The sequence below is a fragment of the Sphingomonas sp. SORGH_AS_0879 genome (genome assembly GCF_030819175.1).
Taxonomy (GTDB): Bacteria; Pseudomonadota; Alphaproteobacteria; order Sphingomonadales; family Sphingomonadaceae; genus Sphingomonas.
Map to the genome: position 1 here is coordinate 4,044,739 of NZ_JAUTBJ010000002.1, position 22,248 is coordinate 4,066,986.

The following is a 22,248-nucleotide window of genomic DNA, read 5'->3' on the forward strand; positions in this document are numbered from 1 at the left end:
TCTGCCGGAGTTATCGCCATGCGGTTCGCGATCGTCAAATGCCATGGATCGGGCAATGATTTCCCGATGATCGACGCACGCGACCTGTCCCTGAGCGAGACGGAGTGGGCGGGCGTGGCACGCGCACTCGCCGACCGGGCCGGGCCGGTGGGTAGCGATGGCATCCTCCTGCTGGTCCCCGGTGATGATCGCGCCGCGTTCGGCATGGTGATGCGCAACAGCGACGGCAGCGAAGCCGAAACCTGCCTCAACGGCGTCCGCTGCGTCGCGCGGGCAGGGTTCGAGGCGCTGGGGATCGACGCCGCGACCGTCCGGCTGAAGACCTCGCACGCCGATGCCGTTCGCGACGCCGAGCTGTCGCCGGGCGTCTATACGGTCCGCGAAACGGCGGGACCGGCGGGGCTGTCCACCGCCGCCTGGCCGATCCATGGCGCGCCGGAGCGGCTGGTCGATGCGGTGCTGCCCATGCTGGACGGCACCCGCCGCTTCACCGCCGTCACCATGCCCAATCCCCATCTCGTCCATTTCGTCGACCAGGTGGACGAGGCCGAACTGGTCCGCCTGGGCCGGATATGCGAAGCCGCGCCCGAATGGCTGCCCAACCGCGCCAATCTGTCCTTTGTCGAACTGCGCGGCGACGCGCTGTTCGTTCGGACGTTCGAGCGGGGCGTCGGCCTGACCGATAGCTGCGGCAGCGCGATGGCGGCCTCCACCTATGCCGCCTGCCTGACCGGACGAATCGCCTGGGACCGCCCGACCGTGGTGTTCAATCGGGGCGGCCTGGTCCGCGCCTTTGCGGGGCAGGACGGAATGGTCACGCTGTCGGGCAATGCCACCTATGAATGGGCGGGTTCGGTCTCGGTCGATCTGGCGACCGAGACGGCCAGCGACCTGGTGGTCGAACGGCGCTTCCCCGATGAGATCGCCGCCTGGGATGCCGCCAAGCGGGGGTGAGCCAAGCTGTCGGTTCGGCAAGCGCGGAGCATGGCGTTTAACCGCGCTCAGGCTGAACGAAGATTTGGCAGGCCGTCTGGGTTATCTTCTCACCGATCATCCCACCATCCGCTCGCACTGAGCGAAGTCAAAGTGCATGGGCCGCCCCTCGCAACACATTGCGGAAGCGAAGCGTTGACCCGTCATGCTTCCCGTCCGCCGCCAGATCGCCGACCAGATACGTGACGTGGTCGGTTCCCGCGCGCTCGACCTGACGCGGCCGCCGGGAGATGACGGCCTGTTCGGGCCGGGCTCGGCGACATGGGCGGTGCATGGCGATTTCACCGCGATGATGGCGGGCGGGATCGCATCGCTGCTTATCCAGATGCTTCACCCCGCCGCGCTGGCGGGGGTGTGGGACCATTCCAATTTCCGCCGCGACATGGCGGGGCGGCTGCGGCGGACGGCGGGGTTCATCTCGGTCACCACCTATGGCTCGACCGAGGCGGCGGAGGCGATGATCGCGCGCGTCCGGCAGGTTCACGACCGGGTCGGCGGTACCCTGCCCGACGGCACGCCCTATAGCGCCAATGACCCGCATCTGCTGACCTTCGTCCATGCCGCCGAGGTGGATAGCTTCCTGCGCGCGCATCGCACCTATCGCGATCCCGATTTCTCCGACGCACAAGCCGACCGCTATCTGGCGGAGATGGCGACGATCGCGTACCGGTTGGGCGCTAGGGACGTGCCGGAGGACCGGCATCACCTCGCGCGCTTCCTCGATTCGATCCGGGCGGAACTGCGCGTCGATGCGCGCACCCGCACGGTCGCGCGCACCCTGCTCAACCAGCCCGCCCCCAGCCCCGCGCTGGCGCCGGTCGCGACCTGGCTGACCCAGGCCGGGATCGCCCTGCTACCCGACTGGGCGGCGCGATTGCACGGGCTGGACGGCCCCGCCGCCATCCGTCCGGCGATCCGGGCGGGCACCCGGCGGTTGGGGGGCGCGATCCGCTGGGCCCTGGCGGGCTGAGCCGAAGCTTTTGGAAATTAGCTATTTTTCCAATTCCCAACAGCCTCTTACAGCGTCCCCAGCCGCCGGATCGCGTCGAGATAACCGCGCATCCCGTCCAACGCATAGGGGGTCAGCATCATGAAGGCGCGGCGGCGGTCGACCGGGTCGGGCTGGCGCGCGAACAGGCCCGCCTCGGTCATCTTGCCGATCCAGCGCAGCGCGGTCGTGGGCGCGACGGCGGCGGCGATGCACAGGCTGGAAACCGACACCCGCGTCCCCTCCAGACTGGCGGCGTAGAGGTCGAGCAGCATGTCCCAGGCGGGTTCCTCGAACAGTCCCGAGCCAAAGAAGCCGTCACGCAACCGCCGGGCCCGGATCATCCGGCGCACCAGCTCGGCGTCGCCCGGTTGCGCGCGGGCCGGGGTCGCGTGAAAACTCTGGTGCCGATCCCCGACACCGCCGCGCCGGCTTTCCTCCTCCTGCACCGACAGCCGCGCCAGCGCCTCGGCGATCCGGGCGACCTCGGCGTTCAGCCGCCGCAGGCGTTCGGACTCCCCCTCGCGGAAATGGGCGTGCAGCAACGAGGCGGCACTGTTGCTCGCCCCCGCGACCGCGAGCGCGGCGACCAGTTCGGTCTGGCTGGCGTCGCACAGCATCGCGACGCGCGGCCCCAGCAGCATCGCGGCGACCAGGTCGATCTCCGCCGTGCCCAGACTGACCACGATGGGCAGGTCGAGCGCGGTCGCCACCGCGTCGATCCGGGCGAGCGCGATCTCCATCGCGTCCGGCTCCGCCCCATGCGTATCGACCAGCAATAGCGGACGGCCCGCCTGCTGCCCGATCTCATCGGCGACGGATGTCCATGCGATCGTGCGCAGAACCCGCCCCCCGGCCTGCTGCACCGCATCGCTCGCCGCTGCGGAAAGCGCCGGTGCGCTGATCACCACGACCCCGAACCCACCCCCGTAAAGCTCTTGTCCGTTCACCCTCGTCCCCTGCGGCCTTCCCATCGCAGGCCCGTAGATCGCCCCGATCCCACGGGCCCAGCGTATGTATCACTACGACACACGGTGCCATTGATCTAGCAACTGGAACGGCGTTCGGGGGGCTGCGTCAGTCCGAATCGGACACTTAGCCGAGAGCTTTGACGATTTCCTCGACCATCTTCTTGGCATCGGCCAACAGCATCATGGTATTATCGCGATAAAACAGTTCGTTATCGACCCCGGCATAACCGACGCCGCCCATCGACCGCTTGATGAAGAGTACGGTCTTGGCTTTCTCCACATCCAGCACGGGCATGCCGTAAATGGGGGAGGAGCGGTCGGTCTTGGCCGCGGGGTTGGTCACGTCGTTCGCGCCGATGACGAAGGCGACATCGGTCTGGGCGAATTCGGCGTTGATGTCCTCCAGCTCGAACACCTCGTCATAGGGGACGTTCGCCTCGGCCAGCAGGACGTTCATATGGCCGGGCATACGGCCCGCGACCGGGTGGATGGCGTATTTGACGCGGACGCCTTCCTTCTTGAGCAGATCGCCCATCTCGCGAAGGACATGCTGCGCCTGCGCCACCGCCATGCCGTAGCCGGGGACGATCACGACCTGCTCGGCCTGGCTCATAAGGAAGGCCGCATCCTCGGCACTGCCCCGCTTCCACGGGCGATCGGTCGCCGCGCCGCCGCCCGCGCTTCCCGCATCGCTCGCGCCGAAGCCGCCCGCGATCACACTGATGAAGCTGCGGTTCATCGCCCGGCACATGATGTAGGACAGGATCGCGCCCGACGAACCGACCAGCGCGCCGGTGATGATCATCGCGCTGTTGTGCAGGGTGAAGCCCATCGCCGCCGCCGCCCAGCCCGAATAGCTGTTCAGCATCGACACCACGACCGGCATGTCCGCCCCGCCAATGGGCACGATCAGCAGGAAGCCGATGGCGAAGGACAATATGGTGATCGTCCAGAAGATCCATGGCGACTGGTCGCGCGTGAACATCGCCACCAGGATGACGATCGCGCCCAATATGCCGAGATTCAGCGCATGGCGGCCGGGAAGCAGGATCGGCTTTCCCCCCATATTGCCGTTGAGCTTGAGGAAGGCGATGACCGAGCCCGAAAAGGTGATCGCGCCGATCGCGACGCCCAGCGCCATCTCGACCCGGCTGACGACATGGATGCTGGCGAATGGCTGGCCGATCATCGGCACCACCATGTCGGCGATATCGAACGCGACCGGGTTCAGGAACGCGGCGCAGGCGACCGCGACCGCCGCGAGGCCGACCAGCGAGTGGAAGGCGGCGACAAGCTGCGGCATGGCGGTCATCGCGATACGGCGCGCGGTGGTGATACCTATAGCTGCGCCCAGACCGATGGCGGCGAGGATTTCCGCGATCGCGATCCAGTCGACGCCTTGATCGTCGAAATTGCGGCTCCCCTCCGGCAGACCAAAGGGCACGTGCGTGACCAGGGTGGTGATGACCGCGATAGCCATGCCCGCCATGCCAAAGCGGTTGCCCCGCTGGCTGGTCGTCGGGCTCGACAGCCCACGCAGCGCCAGGATGAAGCACACCCCCGCGACCAGATAGGCGAGCGAAACCCAGGGGCTGGCGGGGAGCGCATTCACCCCGCCGATGGTCCCGGTGGACAGCGCGGGTGGCACGGGTGCGATCACGAGCGCTTCTCCTTCTTGCGGTACATGGCGAGCATCCGCTGCGTCACCGCAAAGCCGCCGAAGATGTTGACGCTGGCCAGCACCACCGCGCCCAGCCCCAGCCATTTGGCCACCCCCGATCCCGTCGCGCCCGACGTCGCCGCCGCCGCGATCAGCGCGCCGACGATGATGACCGAGGAGATGGCGTTGGTCACCGCCATCAACGGCGTGTGCAGCGCGGGCGTCACCGACCAGACGACATAATAGCCGACGAAACACGCCAGCACGAAGATCGACAGGATCGCTATGAAGTCCATGATCACTCCTCCCCGGCACGGGGAGGGGGACCGCTCGCCGCAGGCGAGTGGTGGAGGGGGGCCGCCGCCAGCGAGACGATCGAAGCGGCAACCGCCCCGGCATCGCGCAGGATTTCAGCGGCTCCGATCCGGATGACCCTGTACCCGTTGTCGTTCAAATATCGGTCTCGCGCGGTGTCGCGCTTGGGGCGCGTCTCAATGCCGTGGATGGCGCCATCGACTTCGACGATCAGTCGCGCCTTTGCACAGAAAAAATCGGCGACATAACATCCGATGGGATGCTGCCGCCGGAAGCGTAGGCCGGCGGGTGAACCGCGAAGCTGCTGCCAAAGCATGACTTCCGGCAAAGTCATGGTCCGCCGAAGTTTGCGAGCCAGCGCAACTTCGGGCCGTGGCATTTGCCGCACGCCCCCTCCACCGGCTTCGCCGGTCCCCCTCCCCGTTCCGGGGAGGATCGTCACGACGCCAACCTCGGGTTCACCACCTGCCCGCCCCGCGTCAGCCGGATCGCGTCGCCGATCTCGGCGTCCAGCACCGGCCGCCCGGCCTCCTTGTCCCAGAAGGCCGCGAGGAAATTGTGCAAATTGCGCGCGAACAGCGCCGAGGCGTCCGCCGCCAGGCGGCCCGCCATGTTGCGATGGCCGATGATCGTGACGCCGTGGCGCTGGACGAGCTCGCCCGCCACCGCGCCCTCGACATTGCCGCCGGCCTCCACCGCCAGGTCGACGATCACGCTGCCGGGGCGCATCGTCGCGACTTGTGCATCGGTCACCAGGCGCGGCGCGGGGCGGCCGGGGATCAGCGCGGTGGTGATGACGATATCCTGCTTGGCGATATGCCCGGCGACCAGTTCCGCCTGCGCGCGGCGATACTCCTCGCTCGTCTCCCCGGCATAGCCGCCCGCGCCTTCGCCCTCGATGCCCTCGACACCTTCGACGAAGACCGGCTTGGCCCCCAGCGACTGGATCTGCTCCCGCGTGGCGGAGCGGACATCGGTGGCCGAGACCTGCGCCCCCAGCCGCCGCGCGGTCGCGATCGCCTGGAGCCCGGCCACCCCCACGCCCATCACGAAGACGCGCGCCGCCGGGATGGTGCCCGCCGCCGTCATCATCATCGGAAAGGCACGGCCATAGGCGTTCGCCGCCTCCAACACCGCCTTGTACCCGGCCAGGTTCGACTGGGACGAGAGGATGTCCATCGACTGGGCGCGGGTGATACGCGGCATCCAGTCCATCGCCAGCGCCTCCAGCCCCGCCCCCGCATAGGCCGCCACCGCCTCGCCACGTCGAAAGGGATCGAACGCCGCGACCACCCAGGCCCCCGACGCCGCCCCCGACAGCGTGTCGGCATCCGGGGCCTGCACCGCCAGTACGATCTCCGCGCCCGCCAGCACCTCGGCCCGCGCGCCGACATGCGCGCCGGCCTGTTCATAGTCGGCGTCGGCGATCCCCGCGCCCGCCCCGGCGCCGCGCTCGACCGCCAGCGTCGCGCCCAATGCGATCAGCTTGCGCACCGTCTCCGGCGTGGCGGCGACGCGGGCTTCGCCGGACGTCGTTTCGCGTAGCGCCGCGATGCGCACGCCCATGGCGTCAGGCGATCAGCCAGAGGACGATCGCCACCAACAGGGCGACGACCACCGATCCCCATTTGAGCATGTTGATCAGCAATCCGTAGGTGGCGACATGCGCCTTCATCCCGCCGGTGCCGGTGTCATTGGCCGCCATGATCCTCACCTCCGCTATCGGCCCGTGGCGGTCGGTCCCGCCATCATGACCTTGTATCCAAGCTTATTCACCGGGGCAGAGGGATCAACCCCGAAACGTTCGACTCCAAACCCCGAATCGCGCACAATCGGGCAGTTCAGGGGATAGAAAGACATCTTTAATCATACGGGCCCATCACTGTCCCGATTTAAGGCAGATTTTAACATTGTTGCGCTATAGCGCCGCAAACAGGGGTTATGGGACGAGATATGACGCGCAACGGTCAACGTTTGCTGCTGCTGATCGACGACGAACCTGCGCAGCGGCGGCTGATCGCAGCGTTGGCGCAGCGTGGCGGCTGGCGCACCCTGTTTGCCACCGATGCGGACATGGCGGCCTCCGTCCTGGGTTCGGCACAAGGGCGCGAACTCGATGCGGTATTGATCGATCACTGGGCACCGGGGGCCGATGCGACCCAGTTGATCGCCGATTGCCACAGGCTGCGTCCCGAACTCCCCATCCTGATGCTGACCGCCAACGAGTCGGTGGAGGGCGCGGTGGCGGCGATGCGCGCGGGGGCGACCGATTTCCTGGTCAAGCCGCTGGCCCCCGAACGGCTGCTCGCCGCGCTGGAGGCCTGTGTCGCGGGCCAGACCAGCGGCGAGCTTCGCCCGCTGACCGAGAAGATTCCCGCCCTCCTCGCCTTTGACGAAATCGTCGGCGACGCACCTGCATTCCGCGCGGCGCTGGCCATCGCGGCCAAGGCCGCCCGGGCACGGGTGGCCGTGCTGATCGAGGGCGAGGGCGGCGTGGGCAAGGAATCGCTGGCCGAGGCGATCCACGTCGCCTCCCCCCGCGCGGAACGGGCGATGATCCGGGTCAACTGCGCCGCGACCGCGACCAATCTGCTCGACAGCATCATCTTCGGCCATGAGGAGGGCGCCTTCGCCGGTGCCTTCGAACGGCGGATCGGCAAGATGGTCGAGGCGGACGGATCGACCCTGTTCCTCGACGAAGTCTCGGGCATGCCGCCCGAAACCCAGGCGCGGCTGTTCGACATGTTGCAGACCGGCACCATCGTCCCGCTGGGCGGTCGCCATGCGCGCGAGGTCGATGTGCGCATCATCGCCGCGACCGATGGCCGCCTGCTGGAAGCGGTCGAGGCGGGGCGGTTCCGCGAAGACCTGTATTACAAGCTCAACGTCGTCCATGTCGCGGTGCCCGCGCTGCGCGACCGGGCGGAGGACATTCCCGCGCTGACCCGCCACCTGCTGGGCCGGATCGCGCAACAGCCGGGCCTGCGCGCGCTGGACATCACCGACGACGCGCTGGACCTGCTGCGCCGCTATGACTGGCCGGGCAATGTCCGCCAGTTGCAGAACGCGCTCTTCCGCGCCGCCGTGCTGTGCGAGGGCGATGCCCTGACCCCCGCCGATTTCCCGCAGATCGCATCGCTGGGCGACCGCCCCTCGGTCGGCAGCGCGACGGTGGGGGCGACGCATAGCGGCGGGATCAACCTGTTTCGTCCCGACGGCAATCTGCGCCCGCTGGAGGATATCGAGGCCGACGTCATCCGACTGGCGATCAGCCATTATCGCGGGCGCATGACCGAAGTGGCCAGGCGACTGGGGATCGGACGGTCGACGCTCTATCGCAAACTGGGCGAACTGGGCATCGACAACGCGGCCTGATCGCCGGGGCCACCGTTACCAGAGCACCCCGTCGACCGGCTTCATCGGTTCGGGCGCGGGATCGCCGATCGACTGGAGCAGGTCGATCTCGATCGTCCGGCACATCGCGCTCAGCGGCAGGTCGTGGACCGTGTCGGAGAAGGGATCGACCAGGTCGTCGCCGATCTGGAGCGCCGCCAGGAACATCAGCCCCGCGATCGACGAGCCGACCGGAGTCGCGAAGCCCAGCGTCTCGACCAGACCGATCGGCAACAGCACGCAGAACAGCCGGGTGAAGAAGGCCGGGATGAAGCGATACTGGTTGGGCAGCGGCGTGTTCTTCAACCGCTCCATGCCGCCCTGCGAATTGGCGATGTCGACCAGCACGGCCTCCATCTGGGTCTGCTGGATGGTGTCGATCCACCCCTTTTTCTGCGCGTCGGCGATCCGGCGACCCGTACCGTCGAGCAGGCCGTTGGCGGTGTTGGTCCGCCGGAGCGCGGGCTCCGCCTCGCCCTGCGACAGGAAGCGCAGCACTTCGCCATCGACCGGCTGCTTGCGCAGCTGGCAGCGCAGCGCGTTCACATAGGCGATCTGGCGCAGCACGATCGAGCGTTTCAGATCATGCCCCTCGGGATCGGGCAGGAAGTTGCGGGCGCTACGCGCGATATTGCGCGAGGCGTTGATCATCAGGCCCCAGAGCTGCCGCCCCTCCCACCAGCGCTGATAGGCCGAATTGGTGCGGAACCCCAGGAACAGCGCCAGCGCGGTGCCGAACAGGGTCAGCGGCAGCGAGGGCGCCTTGAACGGCAGCACGTAATAGGCGATCGTGACGATCACGTCCCAGATGAACAGCGCCAGTAAGGGGCGCCAGACTTCTGCGATGATGATGCGGGTACGGGGTACGGCATCGACGATCAAATCAGGTCTCCCTCATGCGGTCCGGCAAATGTTCCAGGGCGCAGCAACGCCCCAAATCTTCGATTGGATGCGCGCCCGAAATAATAGTGCGGTGCAGCGAGAAAAGCCCCGGATGCGCCGGGAAACGAAACATTACGAAGATGCCCTGAAACCGGGCGCGCAGGGCGCAGGACGATGATCGGCCAAGTATTTCTATCCTCGCGCTTTCCCAGGGCCGATCGACATTCTGCGATGACTTCTTCCCTCTCCCCTGGACAGGGGAGAGGGTTAGCGGAGCTTGCCAGCCTGCTGGCTAGCGCAGCTTGGGTGAGGGGTTGAGCGAGCCACAGGCTCGCGCGCGCTCCGCGCGCTCACCCCTCACCCAGCTCCGACTAAGCCTTTGCTTTCGCAAAGACCAAGTCTGCGCAACCCTCTCCCCTCTAGGAGGGGCGAGGGAAAAGAAGGGCATATCTGAATGTCGATCCGACCTGATCATCAGGAGCAGGAGCGGGTTTGCAGGCGATTGGGCCGCGCGTGTGACCGCTTGCCCGCTTCCGCCACGACAGGCATGGCGAATCCATGACCACGCCTACCCCGCCCCGCATCCTGATCGTCGCCGGTTCCGATTCCGGGGGCGGCGCGGGGATTCAGGCGGATATCAAGACGGTGGCGATGCTGGGCGGTCACCCGATGACCGCGATCACCGCGATCACCGCGCAGAACACGCTGGGCGTGCAGGCGAAGCATCCCGTGCCGACCGATATGGTGATGGCGCAGATCGACAGCGTGCTGGCCGATATTGGCGCGGACGCGGTCAAGATCGGGATGATCGGATCGGCGCAGACCGCCCATGCGCTGGCCGACAGGCTGGAGGCGCTGGACCTGCCGGTGGTGTTCGATCCGGTGATGATCGCGACCAGCGGCTCGGTCCTGGCGGACGACGACGTCATCGCCGCCTTTCGCCGCTTCCTGGCGCTGGCGACCTTGTCCACGCCCAATCTGCCCGAACTCGCGGCGCTGGGTGGCGAGGCGATGGTCCGGCCCCAGACGCGCGCGTTGCTCGTCAAGGGCGGGCACGGCGAGGGGCCGGTGATCGAGGACCGGCTGGTGGAATCGCAGGGCGAACAGCGCTGGCAGCATCCCCGGCTCGACACCCGCTCGACCCATGGCACCGGCTGCACGCTGGCGAGCGCGATCGCGACGGGGTTGGGCCAGGGCATGACGCTGGCCGATGCGGTGGACCGCGCCATCGCCTTCGTCCAGGCCGTACTCGCCGCCGCACCGGGGCTGGGCCGGGGCCATGGGCCGATGGGACATGCGATGGGGATGGTCCCCTTCTATCACCTGCTCGCCGCGATCAGCCGCGAAGGCTGGGACGCCGCCGCCTTCGCCGCGCGTTGGGGGTGATCCGATCCTCCCCACTCGTGGGGAGGTGGCAGCCCGAAGGGCTGACGGAGGGGGGCTTCCGCATAGGATGCCTGTTGTGGAACGCCCCCTCCACCATGCTGCGCATGGTCCCCCTCCCCGTGCCGGGGAGGAATCTTGTCGGCGCGCACCCTCCACGATAAAGCCGCCCACCATGGTCGACATCGGTTTTCCCACACCCTTATGCGGCGTGGATGAGGCGGGGCGCGGGCCGCTGGCGGGGCCGGTGGTCGCCGCCGCCGTCATCCTGCCGGAGCGCGATTGCCCCCAGGGCATCAACGATTCCAAGAAGCTGACCGAGAAGACCCGCGCGCGGCTGTGCGCCGAAATCCGCGGCTGTGCGGTGGTCGGGGTCGGCATCGTCCACCCGGAGGAGATCGACCGGCTCAACATCTATTGGGCGACGATGAAGGCGATGACGCTGGCGGTCGATGCGGTGGTGGATAGGCTGGGGTGTCACCCGGCGCATGTGCTGGTCGACGGCAACCGCCTGCCCAAATGGGGTTATGCCGCGACCCCGATCGTCGGTGGCGACGCCAAGTCGCTGGCGATCGGGGCCGCCTCGATCGTCGCCAAGCATGTTCGCGACGAGATGATGATCGCGGCGGCCCAGGAGTGGCCCGCTTATGGCTGGCACAGCAACAAGGGTTATGGCTCGGCGACGCATCTGGCGGCGCTGCGCGAACATGGCCCCACGCCGCTCCACCGCCGCAGCTTCGCGCCCGTGGCGCAATGTTACCTGGACCTCTGAATCCTCCCCATCTTTGATGGGGAGGGGGACCGCGGCCGAAGGCCGTGGTGGAGGGGCATGGCCGGTCCGGCTCCGCCCCTCCACCATTGCTGATGCAATGGTCCCCCTCCCCAAGCAAGCTTGGGGAGGATTTAGCGGCGGATTGAGTCGCCCTCACCACACCCCCCACTTGTTGGGGGCGAAGTTATCCACAACCCCAATATCTGCCACATGACCGCAACACGCGGCCGAATCTGGCGGATTCCCGCGAGTCGCGCGTGCGAATCGCCTCTTGACGACCGACTCCTTCAGGGTGGATGCGAGGGTTCGAGGGTAGAAGGGACGGTTAACGATGGGGGTCATCCAGACGGTAGGAAGGCCGATCGGGACGCGGCCGGTATCGGCGCACCGCGAAAGCGACCTGCCGCTGAACCAGATCCTGATGGGTGACTGCATCGCGGCGCTCCGCTCGCTGCCCGACAAGTCGGTGGACATGGTCTTCGCCGACCCGCCCTATAATTTGCAACTCGGCGGCGAGCTGTTCCGCCCCGATGGCAGTCATGTCGATGCCGTCACCGACGCCTGGGACAAGTTCGACACCTTCGCCGCCTATGACGCCTTCACCCGCCTGTGGCTCGCCGAATGTTACCGGGTGCTCAAGGACAATGGCTCGCTCTGGGTGATCGGCAGCTATCACAACATATTCCGTGTGGGCACGGCGGTGCAGGATCTGGGCTTCTGGATCCTCAACGACATCATCTGGCGCAAATCCAACCCCATGCCCAATTTCAAGGGCACCCGCTTCACCAATGCGCACGAAACGCTGATCTGGGCGTCGAAGGGCGAGAAGGCGAAATACACCTTCAACTATCGCTCGATGAAGACGCTGAACGACGAAATCCAGATGCGCTCGGACTGGGAATTTCCGATCTGCGGCGGTCAGGAACGACTGAAGAAGGACGGGCACAAGGTCCATCCGACCCAAAAGCCGGAAGCTTTGCTCTATCGCATCCTGCTGGCCTGCACCCGGCCGGGCGACGTGATCGCCGACCCGTTCTTCGGCACCGGCACGACCGGCGCGGTCGCCAAGCGGCTGGGCCGCCGCTGGATCGGGATCGAGCGCGAGCCGACCTATTGCGCCGCCGCCATCGAGCGGATCGAGGCCGCCCTGCCCCTGGACGAGAGCGCGCTCGCGACGATGCAGAGCCCCAAGGCGCAGCCCAAGGTCGCGTTCGGGACGCTGGTCGAGAATGGCTATCTCGCCCCCGGCATGCCGTTGATGGACGCCAAGCGCAAATGGCGCGCGACGGTGCGGGCGGATGGTTCGCTTTTGTCCGAATGCGGCCAGGCGGGGTCGATCCACCGGCTGGGCTCGATGTTGCAGAACCGGCCGACCTGCAATGGCTGGACCTTCTGGCATTATGAGATGGAGGGCGCGCTGAAGCCGATCGACGCGATGCGCCAGAACTGGTTGCTGGCGACCCAGCCATAGGAACCCGTCGCCCCAGCGCAGGCTGGGGCCTTTATCGGCTGGAGAAGCGCGGCCTCCAGAGATCCCAGCCTTCGCTGGGATGACGAATGTCTTGAAAGCGATTCCCCCCGTCATGCACCTGCGTCCCATCCAATTCGTCGATACGCCGATCGGGCTGGAAGAGGGCAGCGTCGCGCGGCTGGCTGGTGGGATGCAGTGGTTCGCGGCCTATGAGGTGCGCGAAGGCACCACGCGCCGCATCGTCCCCGTCGCCCGGTTCCAGCAGGAACTGGGCGGCTCGTCCCGCGCCGAGGCGCTCCACGCCGCCATCACCGCCCCTCGCACGCCTTGGGTGATGGGCGAACGCACCCTGCGTTTCGACCAGCCCCAGGTCGCGGCGATCCTGAACGTCACGCCCGACAGCTTCTCCGATGGCGGCAAGCATATCGGCGATCCGGCGGCGGCGGCGGACAGCGGCATGGTGATGGCCGCCCTGGGTGCCGCCGTCATCGACCTGGGCGGCGAGTCCACCCGCCCCGGCGCCGCCCCCGTCTGGGAAGGCGACGAGATCGCCCGCACCGCCCCCGTCATCGAACGACTGGCGAAAGGCGGCGCGCTGGTGTCGATCGACACGCGCAAGGCCGCCGTGATGGAGGCGGCGCTGGCGGCGGGCGCGGGCATCGTCAACGATGTCGCCGCGCTGCTCTGGGACGACCGCGCGCTGGAGGTGGTGGCCAGGGCGGGCTGTCCCGTCATCCTGATGCACTCGCCCGACCCGGCCAAGGGCGGGCATGGCCGGGTCGGCTATGGCAATGTCCTGACCGAGGTCTTCGACTGGCTGGAGGCGCGGGTCGCGGCGGTCGCGGCGGCGGGCGTGCCCCGCTCGCACATCATGGTCGATCCCGGCATCGGCTTCGGCAAGTCGCTGGCCGACAATCTGGCGCTCATCAATGGCTTGGCGATCTTCCACGGCCTGGGCTGCCCGATCATGCTGGGGGCCAGCCGCAAGCGGATGATCGGCGCGCTGTCGAACGAAGCGGCGGTCGATATGCGGCTGGGCGGGTCGCTCGCGCTCGCGCTGAAGGGCGCGGAGGCGGGGGTGCAGTTGATCCGCGTCCACGACGTGGCCGAGACGGTGCAGGCATTGCATGTCTGGCGGGGCCTGCGCGACCAGGCCCTGATGGGATAACGCCCTCGCTTTTCGGGGTCCGAAAGCCCACATAGGGGCGATGCTACGCCCCCAGCCCCAGATCATCCGTGTCATCGACCTGGAGACGACCGGACAGGCCCCGCCGACCCACGGCGTGTGCGAGATTGGCTGGCAGGACGTGGCGCTGGGCAAGGACGGCCGCTGGGAACTGGAGGGCGAGGGCGGCAGCATCCTGGTCAATCCCGGCCGCCCCATCCCGCCGATCACGCAAGCCATCCACCATATCCTGGACGAACAGGTCGCCGATGCGCCCTGGTGGCACGATGTCGCGCGCCGCGTGCTCGATCCCTGGCCCCGCCGCCTGGCGCTGGCCGCGCATCGCGCCGATTTCGAGCAGCAATATTGCACCCCGGCCATGACCCGGTCCGCCGACTGGATCTGCACCTGGAAATGCGCGTTGCGCCTGTGGCCCGACAGCCCCAGCTTCTCCAACCAGGTGCTGCGTTACTGGCGCAAGCCCGAGGGGCTGGTGCATGACCGCGGCCTGCCCATCCACCGCGCCTTTCCCGACGCCTATGTGACCGCGCACCATCTGCGCGACCAGTTGAACGAGGCGAGCCTGGCGCAGTTGCTGGAATGGTCGCGCAGCCCCGGCCTGTTGCCGCGCGTCCGCTATGGCCCCGATCGTGGCAAGGACTGGCGCGAGATCGAAGAGGAGTCGCTGATCGGCTTCCTCAGCGATCGCGATCCCGATGTCCGCTTCACCGCCGAAACCGAAATGGCGCGGCGGCGGGGCGGCGGCCATGTCGGGCGACCCAGCCCGCAGGAACTGTTGCTGTAACTGCTGGCGCAACCACGACTTAACCGGACTGGCGTCGATGCCCGCGCTTCGATAAGGCATGGATCATGCAGGGCGTCGATACCGCATCCACGGCTGAAAATCCGATTGGCCGCATCCTGATCGCCGCCATGGCGACGGGCTTCATCGCGTTGCTCGTCGCGGCGGTGGCGGCGGCTTACGCGATCCGTCAGGGCAACCGGCATACCGACTGGGTCATCCACACCTATCGCGTCGAAAGCGTCCTGACCGAGGCGCGGCGACTGGCCGAGCAGCAGGAGACGGCGCGGCGCGGCTATATGCTGGCGGGCACCCCGGCCTTTCTCGCCAGCTTCGAGCGCGCCCATGCCGCACTGGTCCCCCGGATCGCCGAACTCCGCCACCTGACCGCCGACAATGCGCGCCAACAGGCACCGATGAACGGCGTCGTCCAGCAACTGGCCGAGATCGAGCGATCGCAGCGCGCGACCAACGAACTGGTCCGCCAGGGCCGTGGGGCCGAGGCGTTGCGCCATTTCCGCGCGGATAGCGGCCTACAGCGAATGGCCGGACTCCGCGCGATCTTCGAGACGATGGCGCAGGAGGAACGCCGCCTGCTCGCGCTTCGCGATGCCGAACAGATCGCCAGCCGCCGGACCTTCTCCATCGTGGTGACGGTGGCGGGGCTGCTCTTCGTGCTGGTGTCGGTGGTGTCGTTCCTGACCGTGCGCCGTTACACCGCCGACCTGCACCGGTCGCGCACCGCGCTGGCGGGCCTCAACGCCACGCTGGAGGAACAGGTGCACGAACGCACCGCCGACCTCGCTCTGGCGAACGAGGAAATTCAACGCTTCGCCTATATCGTCAGCCACGACCTGCGCTCGCCGCTGGTCAATGTGATGGGCTTCACGGCCGAACTGTCCGCCGCGACCCAGCCGCTGTCCGACCTGATCGACCGGGCCGAGGCGGAAGCACCGCATATCGTGACCGAGGAGGAGGCACGCCTGGCCGCGCGCGAGGATCTGCCCGAGGCGATCGGTTTCATCCGCACCTCCACCGCCAAGATGGACCGGTTGATCAACGCCATCCTGAAGCTCAGCCGCGAAGGCCGCAGGGTGCTCGCGCCCGAGATGATCGCGCTCGACCAATTGGTGGAGCAGATCACCGATTCGATCCGCCACGTCATCGACGATCGCGGCGTCACCCTGACCATCGAACGCCCCATGCCGGTGATCGTCAGCGACCGGGTCGCACTGGAGCAGATTCTGTCCAACCTGATCGAGAATGCGACCAAATACCGCCACCCGACCCGCCCCGCCGAGGTCCATGTCTCCGCCTCCGAAACGCCGGGCCGCGTCATCGTCGCGATCCGCGACAATGGCCGGGGCATCGACCCGCGCGACCATCAGCGCATCTTCGACCTGTTCCGCCGCTCGGGGCAGCAGGACCAGCCGGGCGAGGGCATCGGCCTCGCGCATGTCCGCGCGCTCGCCTATCGGCTGGGCGGCACGATTTCGGTCGAATCCCAACTGGGTGAAGGCGCGACCTTCTTCCTTTCGCTACCCCCCACCCTTTCCATTGAAGGCGCCTGAATGAACGACCATCGCTCCGTGGGCATCGTCATGATCGAAGACGATGAAGGCCATGCCCGTCTGATCGAAAAGAATATCCGGCGCGCCGGTATCCTCAACGATATCCGTCACTTCACCGACGGCACCACCGCGCTCGACTATCTGTTCCACGCGCCCGATGGTCCGGCCAAGAACGGTCCGGCGCTGGTCCTGCTCGACCTCAACCTGCCCGACATGAGCGGCACCGACATTCTGGCCAAGATCAAGGAGGAGGGCAGCCCGCTCCGCCGCGCGCCCGTCGTCGTGCTGACCACCACCGACGACAAGGTGGAGATCCAGCGCTGCTATGATCTGGGCTGCAACGTCTACATCACCAAGCCGGTCAATTACGAGAATTTCGCCCAGGCGATCCGCCAGCTCGGCCTGTTCCTGTCGGTGATCCAGGTGCCCGAGGTCGAGGGCTGAGTCCCCCGCCGCGATGCCGAGCACGACGTCCCCGCATATCCTTTACATCGATGACGACGACGCGCTGCGCCGGCTGGTGTCGCGCGCGCTGAGTCGGCACGGCTATACGGTCGCCAGTGCGGCGTCGGGGGCCGAAGGTATCGCGATGGCGGCGCAAGGCGGCTTCGATCTGGTCGCGGTCGACCATTATATGCCGGGCATGGACGGGCTGGAGGCGCTGGCCGCGATCACCGCGCTGCCCGATCCGCCGCCCGTCGTCTATGTGACGGGCTCGGACGAGGGGCGGATCGCCGTCGCCGCGCTGAAGGCCGGGGCGGCCGACTATGTGGTGAAGACGGTCGGCGAGGATTTCTTCGACCTGCTGTCGGCCAGTTTCGAACAGGTGCTCGACCGGACCCGGCTGGAACGCGCCAAGGCGGCGGCGGAAACCGAATTGCGCGCCTCCAACGCGCGGCTGGAGGCGATGCTGAGCGAGGTGAACCACCGCGTCGCCAACTCGCTGCAACTCGTCTCGGCGATGATCGGGTTGCAGAAGGGCGTGCTCGACGATGCCCATGCCCGCGAGGCGTTGGAGGACACCCAGCGTCGCATCCGCGCCATCGCGCAGGTGCACCGGCGGCTCTATACCGCCAACGATGTGGAGCAGGTCGACTTGCGCGACTATCTGGGTGCGCTGGTCGAGGAACTGGCCGAAAGTTGGTCGAGCGACGCCCGCCCGCGCACCCTGACCCTATCCGCCGAACCGATCCGGGTGAAGACCGACCGCGCGGTGTCGATCGGGGTGATCGTGACCGAGTTGGTCACCAATGCCTGCAAATACGCCTATCCCGATGGCGGGGGCGAGGTGCGCATCACCGTCCGCGAGGCAGAGGGGCAGTGCGTGCTGATCGTCGAGGATGACGGTTGCGGCATGACCGAGAACCAGCAGCCCAAGGGCACCGGCCTGGGCGCGAAGCTGATCCGCGCGATGGCGCAGAGCTTGCAGACGGCGGTGGAATATGATCCGGCCCACCGGGGGGTGCGGGCGATGTTGCGGATGGCGGTTTAAGGCCAAACGACAAATCTCCCCTCCCGTAAACGGGAGGGGCCGGAGGAGGGCATGGAGTCTCGCAGAGACCGGCACCCATGGCCGTCGCCCCTCCCCAACCCCTCCCCTACCGGGAGAGGGGCTTTACGCCACCCGCACCGCCAACCGCCGCACACCCTCCAGCACCAATCCGAACACCACATGCGACGCCGCGCTATAGCCATGGGTCGCGACCGGCGTATCCTGCGGCGCAGGGCCCCAACCAAAGGCGGGCACCGCGACATCATCCACCGCCAGCATCGTCGCCAGCCCGAACGGCACGCCCAGCCCCAGCGCCGCCTCGGGCCGTTCATGGGTGAGCACGCCGTACAGGCCGCCGAGCGCCGCACCGGTCGCATAGTGAACCACCGAACCGGCGGTTTCGCGATATTTCTGGGTCACCGGCTCGCCGGTCGTCGCCTTGGCGAGCGTGTCGGCGGCCTTCACCGTGGCGGGATCGTCATTGCTGCCGCTCTGCCCGAACGCCCCGGCGGCCAGTGTCTGAAACTGGTTCATCGCCAGCGCGGCGACCAGCCCGCCGACCACGCCGACGCCGATCGCCCATCCCAGGCCCTGCTTCGTCTCCACCATGCGCGCCGCTCCTATTGCCATGTCGCTCCTCAACGGGCCGACCGGCTGAGAGTTCAGCGCCAAGGCGTCAGGGTTTGCGGAACTTGAATACGAACTGGTCGGTCCGCCCGCGAATGGCGGGATCGAAGACGTTCTTCGTGTGATCGTCTTCCGGGTTGCGCAGCACCTTGCTCTCGCCGACGAAGCGGAAGCCGACCGACTGGACCTGGCGCTTCACATAGTCCGGGTCGATCCGGTGCGTCGTGTTGGTGTTGGCCAACCCCTTGCCCACCGCATCGGCGTGATCGATGATGATATAGGTGCCGCCGGGCTTCAGCGCCTTGAACACCGCCTGGTCGAAGGCGCGCAGCGCCGGTTCGCCCGCATTCTTGTTCGCGACGTCGTGATAATTCTGGACGGTCCAGAACAGGTCGACCGGCTGGTCGGCGGCGGGCAGGTTCACGCCCTGCACCTGCGCGGTGACGTTGGGCAGGTTCCGCCCCTGAAGCGTGCCCAAAGTTCCTTCCGCATATTTCTGCGCGGCGGCGGGCCAATAGGCATAGACATGGCCCTTGGGGCCCACGATCCCGGAGAAGATGCGCGTCCAATAGCCCTTGCCCGGCAGGTAATCGATCACCGTATCGCCCGGCTTCACACCGGAAAAGGCCAGGACGGCGGCGGCCTGGCGGCGCTGGTCGTCGCCCGCCTGGTCGGCGCGCGCGGGGTCGGCCAGCGCGGCGATGATGAAGGCGGGGACGGGGGCGGACTTGGCCGGAGCGGCAGGCTTTTGCTGCGCCACCGCAACGGTCCCGCCCGCCACCAGCATCAGTCCCAGTGCGATTGCCTTCATGCCTGCTCTCTCCTGTCTCATACCGTTGCCACCACCCTCAACCTCCGTTCAGGCTGAGCGAAGTCGAAGCCCAAGGGAGTCGCGTGGCCTTCGACTTCGCTCAGGCTGAACGGGGCGTAGGATATCTGGACATCCACGAACGCGCTCAGCCCGAACAGAGGGCGGGGCGTTGGCCTTACACGTCCAGATTCGCCACGTTCAGCGCATTGTCCTGGATGAACTCGCGGCGCGGTTCGACCACTTCGCCCATCAACCGGCTGAACACCTCGTCCGCCGCCGCGACATCGTCCGAAGTCACGCGCAGCATCGAGCGGACCGCCGGGTCGAGCGTGGTTTCCCACAACTGCTCGGCATTCATCTCGCCCAGGCCTTTGTAGCGCTGGATGGCCAGGCCCTTGCGTCCGGCGGTCAGGATCGCCTCCAGCAACTGGCTCGGCCGTGCGACGCGGGTCTCGCCGCGCGCCAGCGTGGTGCTGTTGCCCTCCTCATCGGTCGCCACGACATCGGCCGAGGGCTCGGTCGCGGCGCTGCGCAGCGGCACCAGCTTGGCGGCGTTGGTGAAGCTCTCCGCCTGCTCGGCGGCCAGCGTGTGCAGCTTGCGCGCCTCGGCCGAGGCGATGAAGCTGGCCTCCACGATGTGGTGATCGGTCACGCCGCGCCACAGCCGTTCGAAATGGATACCGCCATCTTCCGTGAGACGCGCCGACCAGCGCGCCTCGTGATCGCCCGACTCCAGCCGACGCGTGGTCTCGACCACCGTCGCCATCCGCTGCTCACGGGTCAGCACCGGATCGAGCGCACCCGCCAGCGCCAGCACCTCGATGATCGAAGCGTCGTAACGGCGCGGCACATAGCGCATCAGCGTGCGCATCCGCCGCGCATGATCGACCAGTCCCTTCAGGTCGTTGCCCGAGCGCGCACCGCCCGGCCCTTCCAGCACCATGGTGGAGACGCCCGCCTCAACCAGATATTCGTCGAGCGCGCTGTCGTCCTTCAGGTAGACTTCCGACCGCCCCTTGGTCGCCTTGTAGAGCGGCGGCTGGGCGATATAGAGATGCCCGCGCTCGATCAGCTCGGGCATCTGGCGATAGAAGAAGGTCAGCAGCAGCGTGCGGATATGCGCGCCGTCGACGTCTGCGTCGGTCATGATGACGATCTTGTGGTAGCGCAGCTTGTCCGCGTTGAAATCGTCGCGGCCGATGCCGGTGCCCATCGCCTGGATCAGCGTGCCGATTTCCTTGGACGAGATCATGCGGTCGAACCGCGCGCGCTCGGTATTCAGGATCTTGCCGCGAAGGGGAAGGATCGCCTGGAAATGGCGGTTGCGCCCCTGCTTGGCCGAACCGCCGGCCGAGTCACCCTCGACCAGGAAGAGTTCGGACTTGGCGGGATCGCGCTCCTGGCAGTCGGCCAGCTTGCCGGGCAGCGAGGCGATGTCCATCACGCCCTTGCGCCGCGTCAGCTCGCGGGCGCGCTTGGCGGCCTCGCGCGCGGCGGCGGCGTCGATGATCTTGGCGACGATCGCGCGGGCGTTCTGGGGATTTTCCTCCAGCCAGTCGGCCAGCTTGTCGGCGATCAGCGATTCCAGCGGCTGGCGCACCTCGGACGAAACCAGCTTGTCCTTGGTCTGGCTGCTGAACTTCGGGTCGGGCAGCTTGACCGAGACGATCGCGGTCAGCCCCTCGCGCATGTCGTCGCCGGTCAGCGTGACCTTCTCCTTCTTCAGAAGGCCAGACTTGTCGGCATAATTGTTGAGCGTGCGGGTCAGCGCCGCGCGGAAGGCCGCGATGTGCGTGCCGCCGTCGCGCTGCGGGATGTTGTTCGTGAAGGCGAGGACGTTCTCGTAATAGGAATCGTTCCACTCCAACGCGACGTCCATGCCGATCGCATCGCGCTGACCATGAATCGCGATGGGTTCGGGGAAGAGCGGCGACTTGGACCGGTCCAGCCACTTCACGAAGGCAGCGATCCCGCCCTCATAATAGAGTTCGACTGTCCTGGGTTCGTCATGCCGCGCATCGGTCAGGAACAGGCGGACGCCCGAGTTCAGGAACGCCAGTTCGCGGTAACGATGCTCCAGCTTGTCGAAGTCGAACTCGGTGATCTTGAAGGTGGCCGGGCTGGGCAGGAAGGTGACGCGTGTGCCCTTCTGCCCCGGTTCGGCCTTGCCGACGACCTTGAGCGGGGCGACCGCGTCGCCGTGCGCGAAGCGCATATAATGCTCCTCGCCGTCACGCCAGATGGTCAGGTCGAGGAACTCGGACAGCGCGTTCACCACCGAGACGCCGACGCCGTGCAGGCCGCCCGACACCTTATAGGCATTGTCGTCGCTGGTATTCTCGAACTTGCCGCCCGCATGGAGCTGGGTCATGATGACCTCGGCCGCCGAGACGCCCTCTTCGGGGTGTATGCCGGTCGGGATGCCGCGGCCGTTATCGGTCACGCTGACCGAGCCATCGGCGTTCAACTGGATATCGATGCGGTCGCAATGCCCCGCCAGCGCTTCGTCGATCGCGTTGTCGCTGACCTCGAACACCATGTGGTGGAGGCCCGAGCCGTCGTCGGTGTCGCCGATATACATGCCCGGCCGCTTGCGCACCGCGTCGAGGCCCTTCAGCACCTTGATCGAGGAGGCGCCGTACTCATTCGTCTGGGGGGTATCTGCCATAGCGAGTATATAGGAATTACGAGGCCCCAAAGGAAGCAAAATGGGAGGGGGCGGCGCCCTTTCGCATGGCCCGGCGAAGGAGGCGTCACACCGTGCCGAATCGGTGCGACCGACACCGAATTCATGGAGTGGGGGGAGCCCGAAGCGCCGCCCGTGCGCCCCCTTCCCAACATTGTCCATGACAGAGCATCGATGACCGGCAAGACCCTGATCCTCGCGACGCGGATCTGCCGGTCTCTGTGAGACCCCCTGCCCTTCCCCATCCCCTCCCGCCTGCGGGAGGG

General features: G+C 67.2%; 21 protein-coding genes. 11 read left to right on the top strand and 10 right to left on the bottom strand.

Annotated features, from left to right (window positions below; all coding sequences use genetic code 11):
- The first annotated feature begins 18 nt into the window (after window positions 1-18).
- Together dapF and QE379_RS18850 are read left to right on the top strand one after the other, a co-directional pair.
- Entirely contained in the window at window positions 19-954 is a 936-nt protein-coding gene (dapF, locus tag QE379_RS18845) for a diaminopimelate epimerase (RefSeq protein WP_307002834.1), read from the top strand.
- A 184-nt stretch (window positions 955-1,138) separates the two neighbouring features.
- Window positions 1,139-1,963 (top strand): oxygenase MpaB family protein, encoded by an 825-nt coding sequence (locus tag QE379_RS18850; protein WP_307002835.1) that lies wholly within the window; start codon window positions 1,139-1,141, stop codon window positions 1,961-1,963.
- 47 nt (window positions 1,964-2,010) lie between these two features.
- Here the strand turns inward: QE379_RS18850 and QE379_RS18855 are convergent, their stop codons facing one another.
- The 6 genes from QE379_RS18855 to QE379_RS18880 all read right to left on the bottom strand — a co-directional run bounded on the left by QE379_RS18855 (window position 2,011) and on the right by QE379_RS18880 (window position 6,632).
- Window positions 2,011-2,931 carry a MarR family winged helix-turn-helix transcriptional regulator gene (locus QE379_RS18855; RefSeq protein ID WP_307002836.1) on the bottom strand — a complete coding sequence of 307 codons (921 nt, stop codon included), beginning with the start codon at window positions 2,929-2,931 and terminating at the stop codon, window positions 2,011-2,013.
- Window positions 2,932-3,076: 145 nt separating this feature from the next.
- A complete protein-coding gene (locus tag QE379_RS18860) occupies window positions 3,077-4,588 on the bottom strand; it encodes an NAD(P)(+) transhydrogenase (Re/Si-specific) subunit beta (RefSeq protein WP_373461877.1) in 1,512 nt (503 codons plus the stop codon).
- A gap of 20 nt (window positions 4,589-4,608) precedes the next feature.
- On the bottom strand, window positions 4,609-4,908 hold the full coding sequence (locus QE379_RS18865) for a proton-translocating transhydrogenase family protein (protein ID WP_307002837.1): 300 nt from the start codon (window positions 4,906-4,908) through the stop codon (window positions 4,609-4,611).
- Window positions 4,909-4,910: 2 nt separating this feature from the next.
- Entirely contained in the window at window positions 4,911-5,306 is a 396-nt protein-coding gene (locus QE379_RS18870; protein WP_307002838.1) for an endonuclease domain-containing protein, read from the bottom strand.
- A gap of 59 nt (window positions 5,307-5,365) precedes the next feature.
- Window positions 5,366-6,487 (bottom strand): NAD(P) transhydrogenase subunit alpha, encoded by a 1,122-nt coding sequence (locus QE379_RS18875; protein ID WP_307003303.1) that lies wholly within the window; start codon window positions 6,485-6,487, stop codon window positions 5,366-5,368.
- 10 nt (window positions 6,488-6,497) lie between these two features.
- Window positions 6,498-6,632, bottom strand: a complete 135-nt coding sequence (locus tag QE379_RS18880) for an aa3-type cytochrome c oxidase subunit IV (protein ID WP_307002839.1) — start codon at window positions 6,630-6,632, stop codon at window positions 6,498-6,500.
- A 248-nt stretch (window positions 6,633-6,880) separates the two neighbouring features.
- Between QE379_RS18880 and QE379_RS18885 the strand changes: the two genes are divergently transcribed.
- A complete protein-coding gene (locus tag QE379_RS18885; RefSeq protein WP_307002840.1) occupies window positions 6,881-8,302 on the top strand; it encodes a sigma-54 dependent transcriptional regulator in 1,422 nt (473 codons plus the stop codon).
- Window positions 8,303-8,317: 15 nt separating this feature from the next.
- On the opposite strand, the gene QE379_RS18890 is transcribed toward QE379_RS18885, so the two are convergent.
- Window positions 8,318-9,202: a bestrophin family protein gene (locus QE379_RS18890; RefSeq protein WP_307002841.1), complete on the bottom strand. Its 885-nt coding sequence runs from the start codon at window positions 9,200-9,202 to the stop codon at window positions 8,318-8,320.
- A gap of 558 nt (window positions 9,203-9,760) precedes the next feature.
- Here QE379_RS18890 and thiD point away from each other — a divergent pair.
- The 8 genes from thiD to QE379_RS18930 all read left to right on the top strand — a co-directional run bounded on the left by thiD (window position 9,761) and on the right by QE379_RS18930 (window position 17,858).
- Window positions 9,761-10,588, top strand: a complete 828-nt coding sequence (gene thiD / locus QE379_RS18895; protein WP_307002842.1) for a bifunctional hydroxymethylpyrimidine kinase/phosphomethylpyrimidine kinase — start codon at window positions 9,761-9,763, stop codon at window positions 10,586-10,588.
- A gap of 172 nt (window positions 10,589-10,760) precedes the next feature.
- Window positions 10,761-11,357, top strand: a complete 597-nt coding sequence (locus tag QE379_RS18900) for a ribonuclease HII (protein WP_307002843.1) — start codon at window positions 10,761-10,763, stop codon at window positions 11,355-11,357.
- A 331-nt stretch (window positions 11,358-11,688) separates the two neighbouring features.
- Window positions 11,689-12,828: a site-specific DNA-methyltransferase gene (locus QE379_RS18905; RefSeq protein WP_307002844.1), complete on the top strand. Its 1,140-nt coding sequence runs from the start codon at window positions 11,689-11,691 to the stop codon at window positions 12,826-12,828.
- A 112-nt stretch (window positions 12,829-12,940) separates the two neighbouring features.
- The gene (folP, locus tag QE379_RS18910; protein WP_307002845.1) at window positions 12,941-13,996 is read left to right on the top strand and encodes a dihydropteroate synthase; all 1,056 of its coding nucleotides are present in this window, start codon (window positions 12,941-12,943) and stop codon (window positions 13,994-13,996) included.
- Between the two features lie 40 nt (window positions 13,997-14,036).
- Complete coding sequence (locus QE379_RS18915) at window positions 14,037-14,798, top strand: exonuclease domain-containing protein (RefSeq protein ID WP_307002846.1); 762 nt, start codon at window positions 14,037-14,039, stop codon at window positions 14,796-14,798.
- A 65-nt stretch (window positions 14,799-14,863) separates the two neighbouring features.
- Entirely contained in the window at window positions 14,864-16,366 is a 1,503-nt protein-coding gene (locus tag QE379_RS18920) for an ATP-binding protein (RefSeq protein WP_307002847.1), read from the top strand.
- Window positions 16,367-16,810: a response regulator gene (locus QE379_RS18925; protein ID WP_307002848.1), complete on the top strand. Its 444-nt coding sequence runs from the start codon at window positions 16,367-16,369 to the stop codon at window positions 16,808-16,810.
- Between the two features lie 13 nt (window positions 16,811-16,823).
- Window positions 16,824-17,858 (top strand): sensor histidine kinase, encoded by a 1,035-nt coding sequence (locus QE379_RS18930; protein WP_307002849.1) that lies wholly within the window; start codon window positions 16,824-16,826, stop codon window positions 17,856-17,858.
- Window positions 17,859-17,981: 123 nt separating this feature from the next.
- On the opposite strand, the gene QE379_RS18935 is transcribed toward QE379_RS18930, so the two are convergent.
- The 3 genes from QE379_RS18935 to gyrB form a co-directional block, all read right to left on the bottom strand.
- Window positions 17,982-18,467: a DUF1440 domain-containing protein gene (locus QE379_RS18935; RefSeq protein WP_307002850.1), complete on the bottom strand. Its 486-nt coding sequence runs from the start codon at window positions 18,465-18,467 to the stop codon at window positions 17,982-17,984.
- A 67-nt stretch (window positions 18,468-18,534) separates the two neighbouring features.
- Window positions 18,535-19,296: a class I SAM-dependent methyltransferase gene (locus tag QE379_RS18940; protein WP_307002851.1), complete on the bottom strand. Its 762-nt coding sequence runs from the start codon at window positions 19,294-19,296 to the stop codon at window positions 18,535-18,537.
- A 175-nt stretch (window positions 19,297-19,471) separates the two neighbouring features.
- Entirely contained in the window at window positions 19,472-21,964 is a 2,493-nt protein-coding gene (gene gyrB / locus QE379_RS18945) for a DNA topoisomerase (ATP-hydrolyzing) subunit B (protein WP_307002852.1), read from the bottom strand.
- Window positions 21,965-22,248: the final 284 nt, after the last annotated feature.

Excerpts from the sequence above, each read along its gene's own strand:
- QE379_RS18885 (WP_307002840.1), top strand. The coding sequence starts at position 6,881 with ATGACGCGCAACGGTCAACGTTTGCTGCTGCTGATCGACGACGAACCT.
- QE379_RS18925 (WP_307002848.1), top strand. The coding sequence starts at position 16,367 with ATGAACGACCATCGCTCCGTGGGCATCGTCATGATCGAAGACGATGAA.
- QE379_RS18940 (WP_307002851.1), bottom strand. The coding sequence starts at position 19,296 with ATGAAGGCAATCGCACTGGGACTGATGCTGGTGGCGGGCGGGACCGTT.
- QE379_RS18850 (WP_307002835.1), top strand. The coding sequence starts at position 1,139 with ATGCTTCCCGTCCGCCGCCAGATCGCCGACCAGATACGTGACGTGGTC.
- thiD (WP_307002842.1), top strand. The coding sequence starts at position 9,761 with ATGACCACGCCTACCCCGCCCCGCATCCTGATCGTCGCCGGTTCCGAT.
- QE379_RS18935 (WP_307002850.1), bottom strand. The coding sequence starts at position 18,467 with ATGGTGGAGACGAAGCAGGGCCTGGGATGGGCGATCGGCGTCGGCGTG.
- QE379_RS18900 (WP_307002843.1), top strand. The coding sequence starts at position 10,761 with ATGGTCGACATCGGTTTTCCCACACCCTTATGCGGCGTGGATGAGGCG.
- gyrB (WP_307002852.1), bottom strand. The coding sequence starts at position 21,964 with ATGGCAGATACCCCCCAGACGAATGAGTACGGCGCCTCCTCGATCAAG.
- QE379_RS18905 (WP_307002844.1), top strand. The coding sequence starts at position 11,689 with ATGGGGGTCATCCAGACGGTAGGAAGGCCGATCGGGACGCGGCCGGTA.
- QE379_RS18930 (WP_307002849.1), top strand. The coding sequence starts at position 16,824 with ATGCCGAGCACGACGTCCCCGCATATCCTTTACATCGATGACGACGAC.
- folP (WP_307002845.1), top strand. The coding sequence starts at position 12,941 with ATGCACCTGCGTCCCATCCAATTCGTCGATACGCCGATCGGGCTGGAA.
- QE379_RS18865 (WP_307002837.1), bottom strand. The coding sequence starts at position 4,908 with ATGGACTTCATAGCGATCCTGTCGATCTTCGTGCTGGCGTGTTTCGTC.
- dapF (WP_307002834.1), top strand. The coding sequence starts at position 19 with ATGCGGTTCGCGATCGTCAAATGCCATGGATCGGGCAATGATTTCCCG.
- QE379_RS18870 (WP_307002838.1), bottom strand. The coding sequence starts at position 5,306 with ATGCCACGGCCCGAAGTTGCGCTGGCTCGCAAACTTCGGCGGACCATG.
- QE379_RS18920 (WP_307002847.1), top strand. The coding sequence starts at position 14,864 with ATGCAGGGCGTCGATACCGCATCCACGGCTGAAAATCCGATTGGCCGC.
- QE379_RS18915 (WP_307002846.1), top strand. The coding sequence starts at position 14,037 with ATGCTACGCCCCCAGCCCCAGATCATCCGTGTCATCGACCTGGAGACG.
- QE379_RS18880 (WP_307002839.1), bottom strand. The coding sequence starts at position 6,632 with ATGGCGGCCAATGACACCGGCACCGGCGGGATGAAGGCGCATGTCGCC.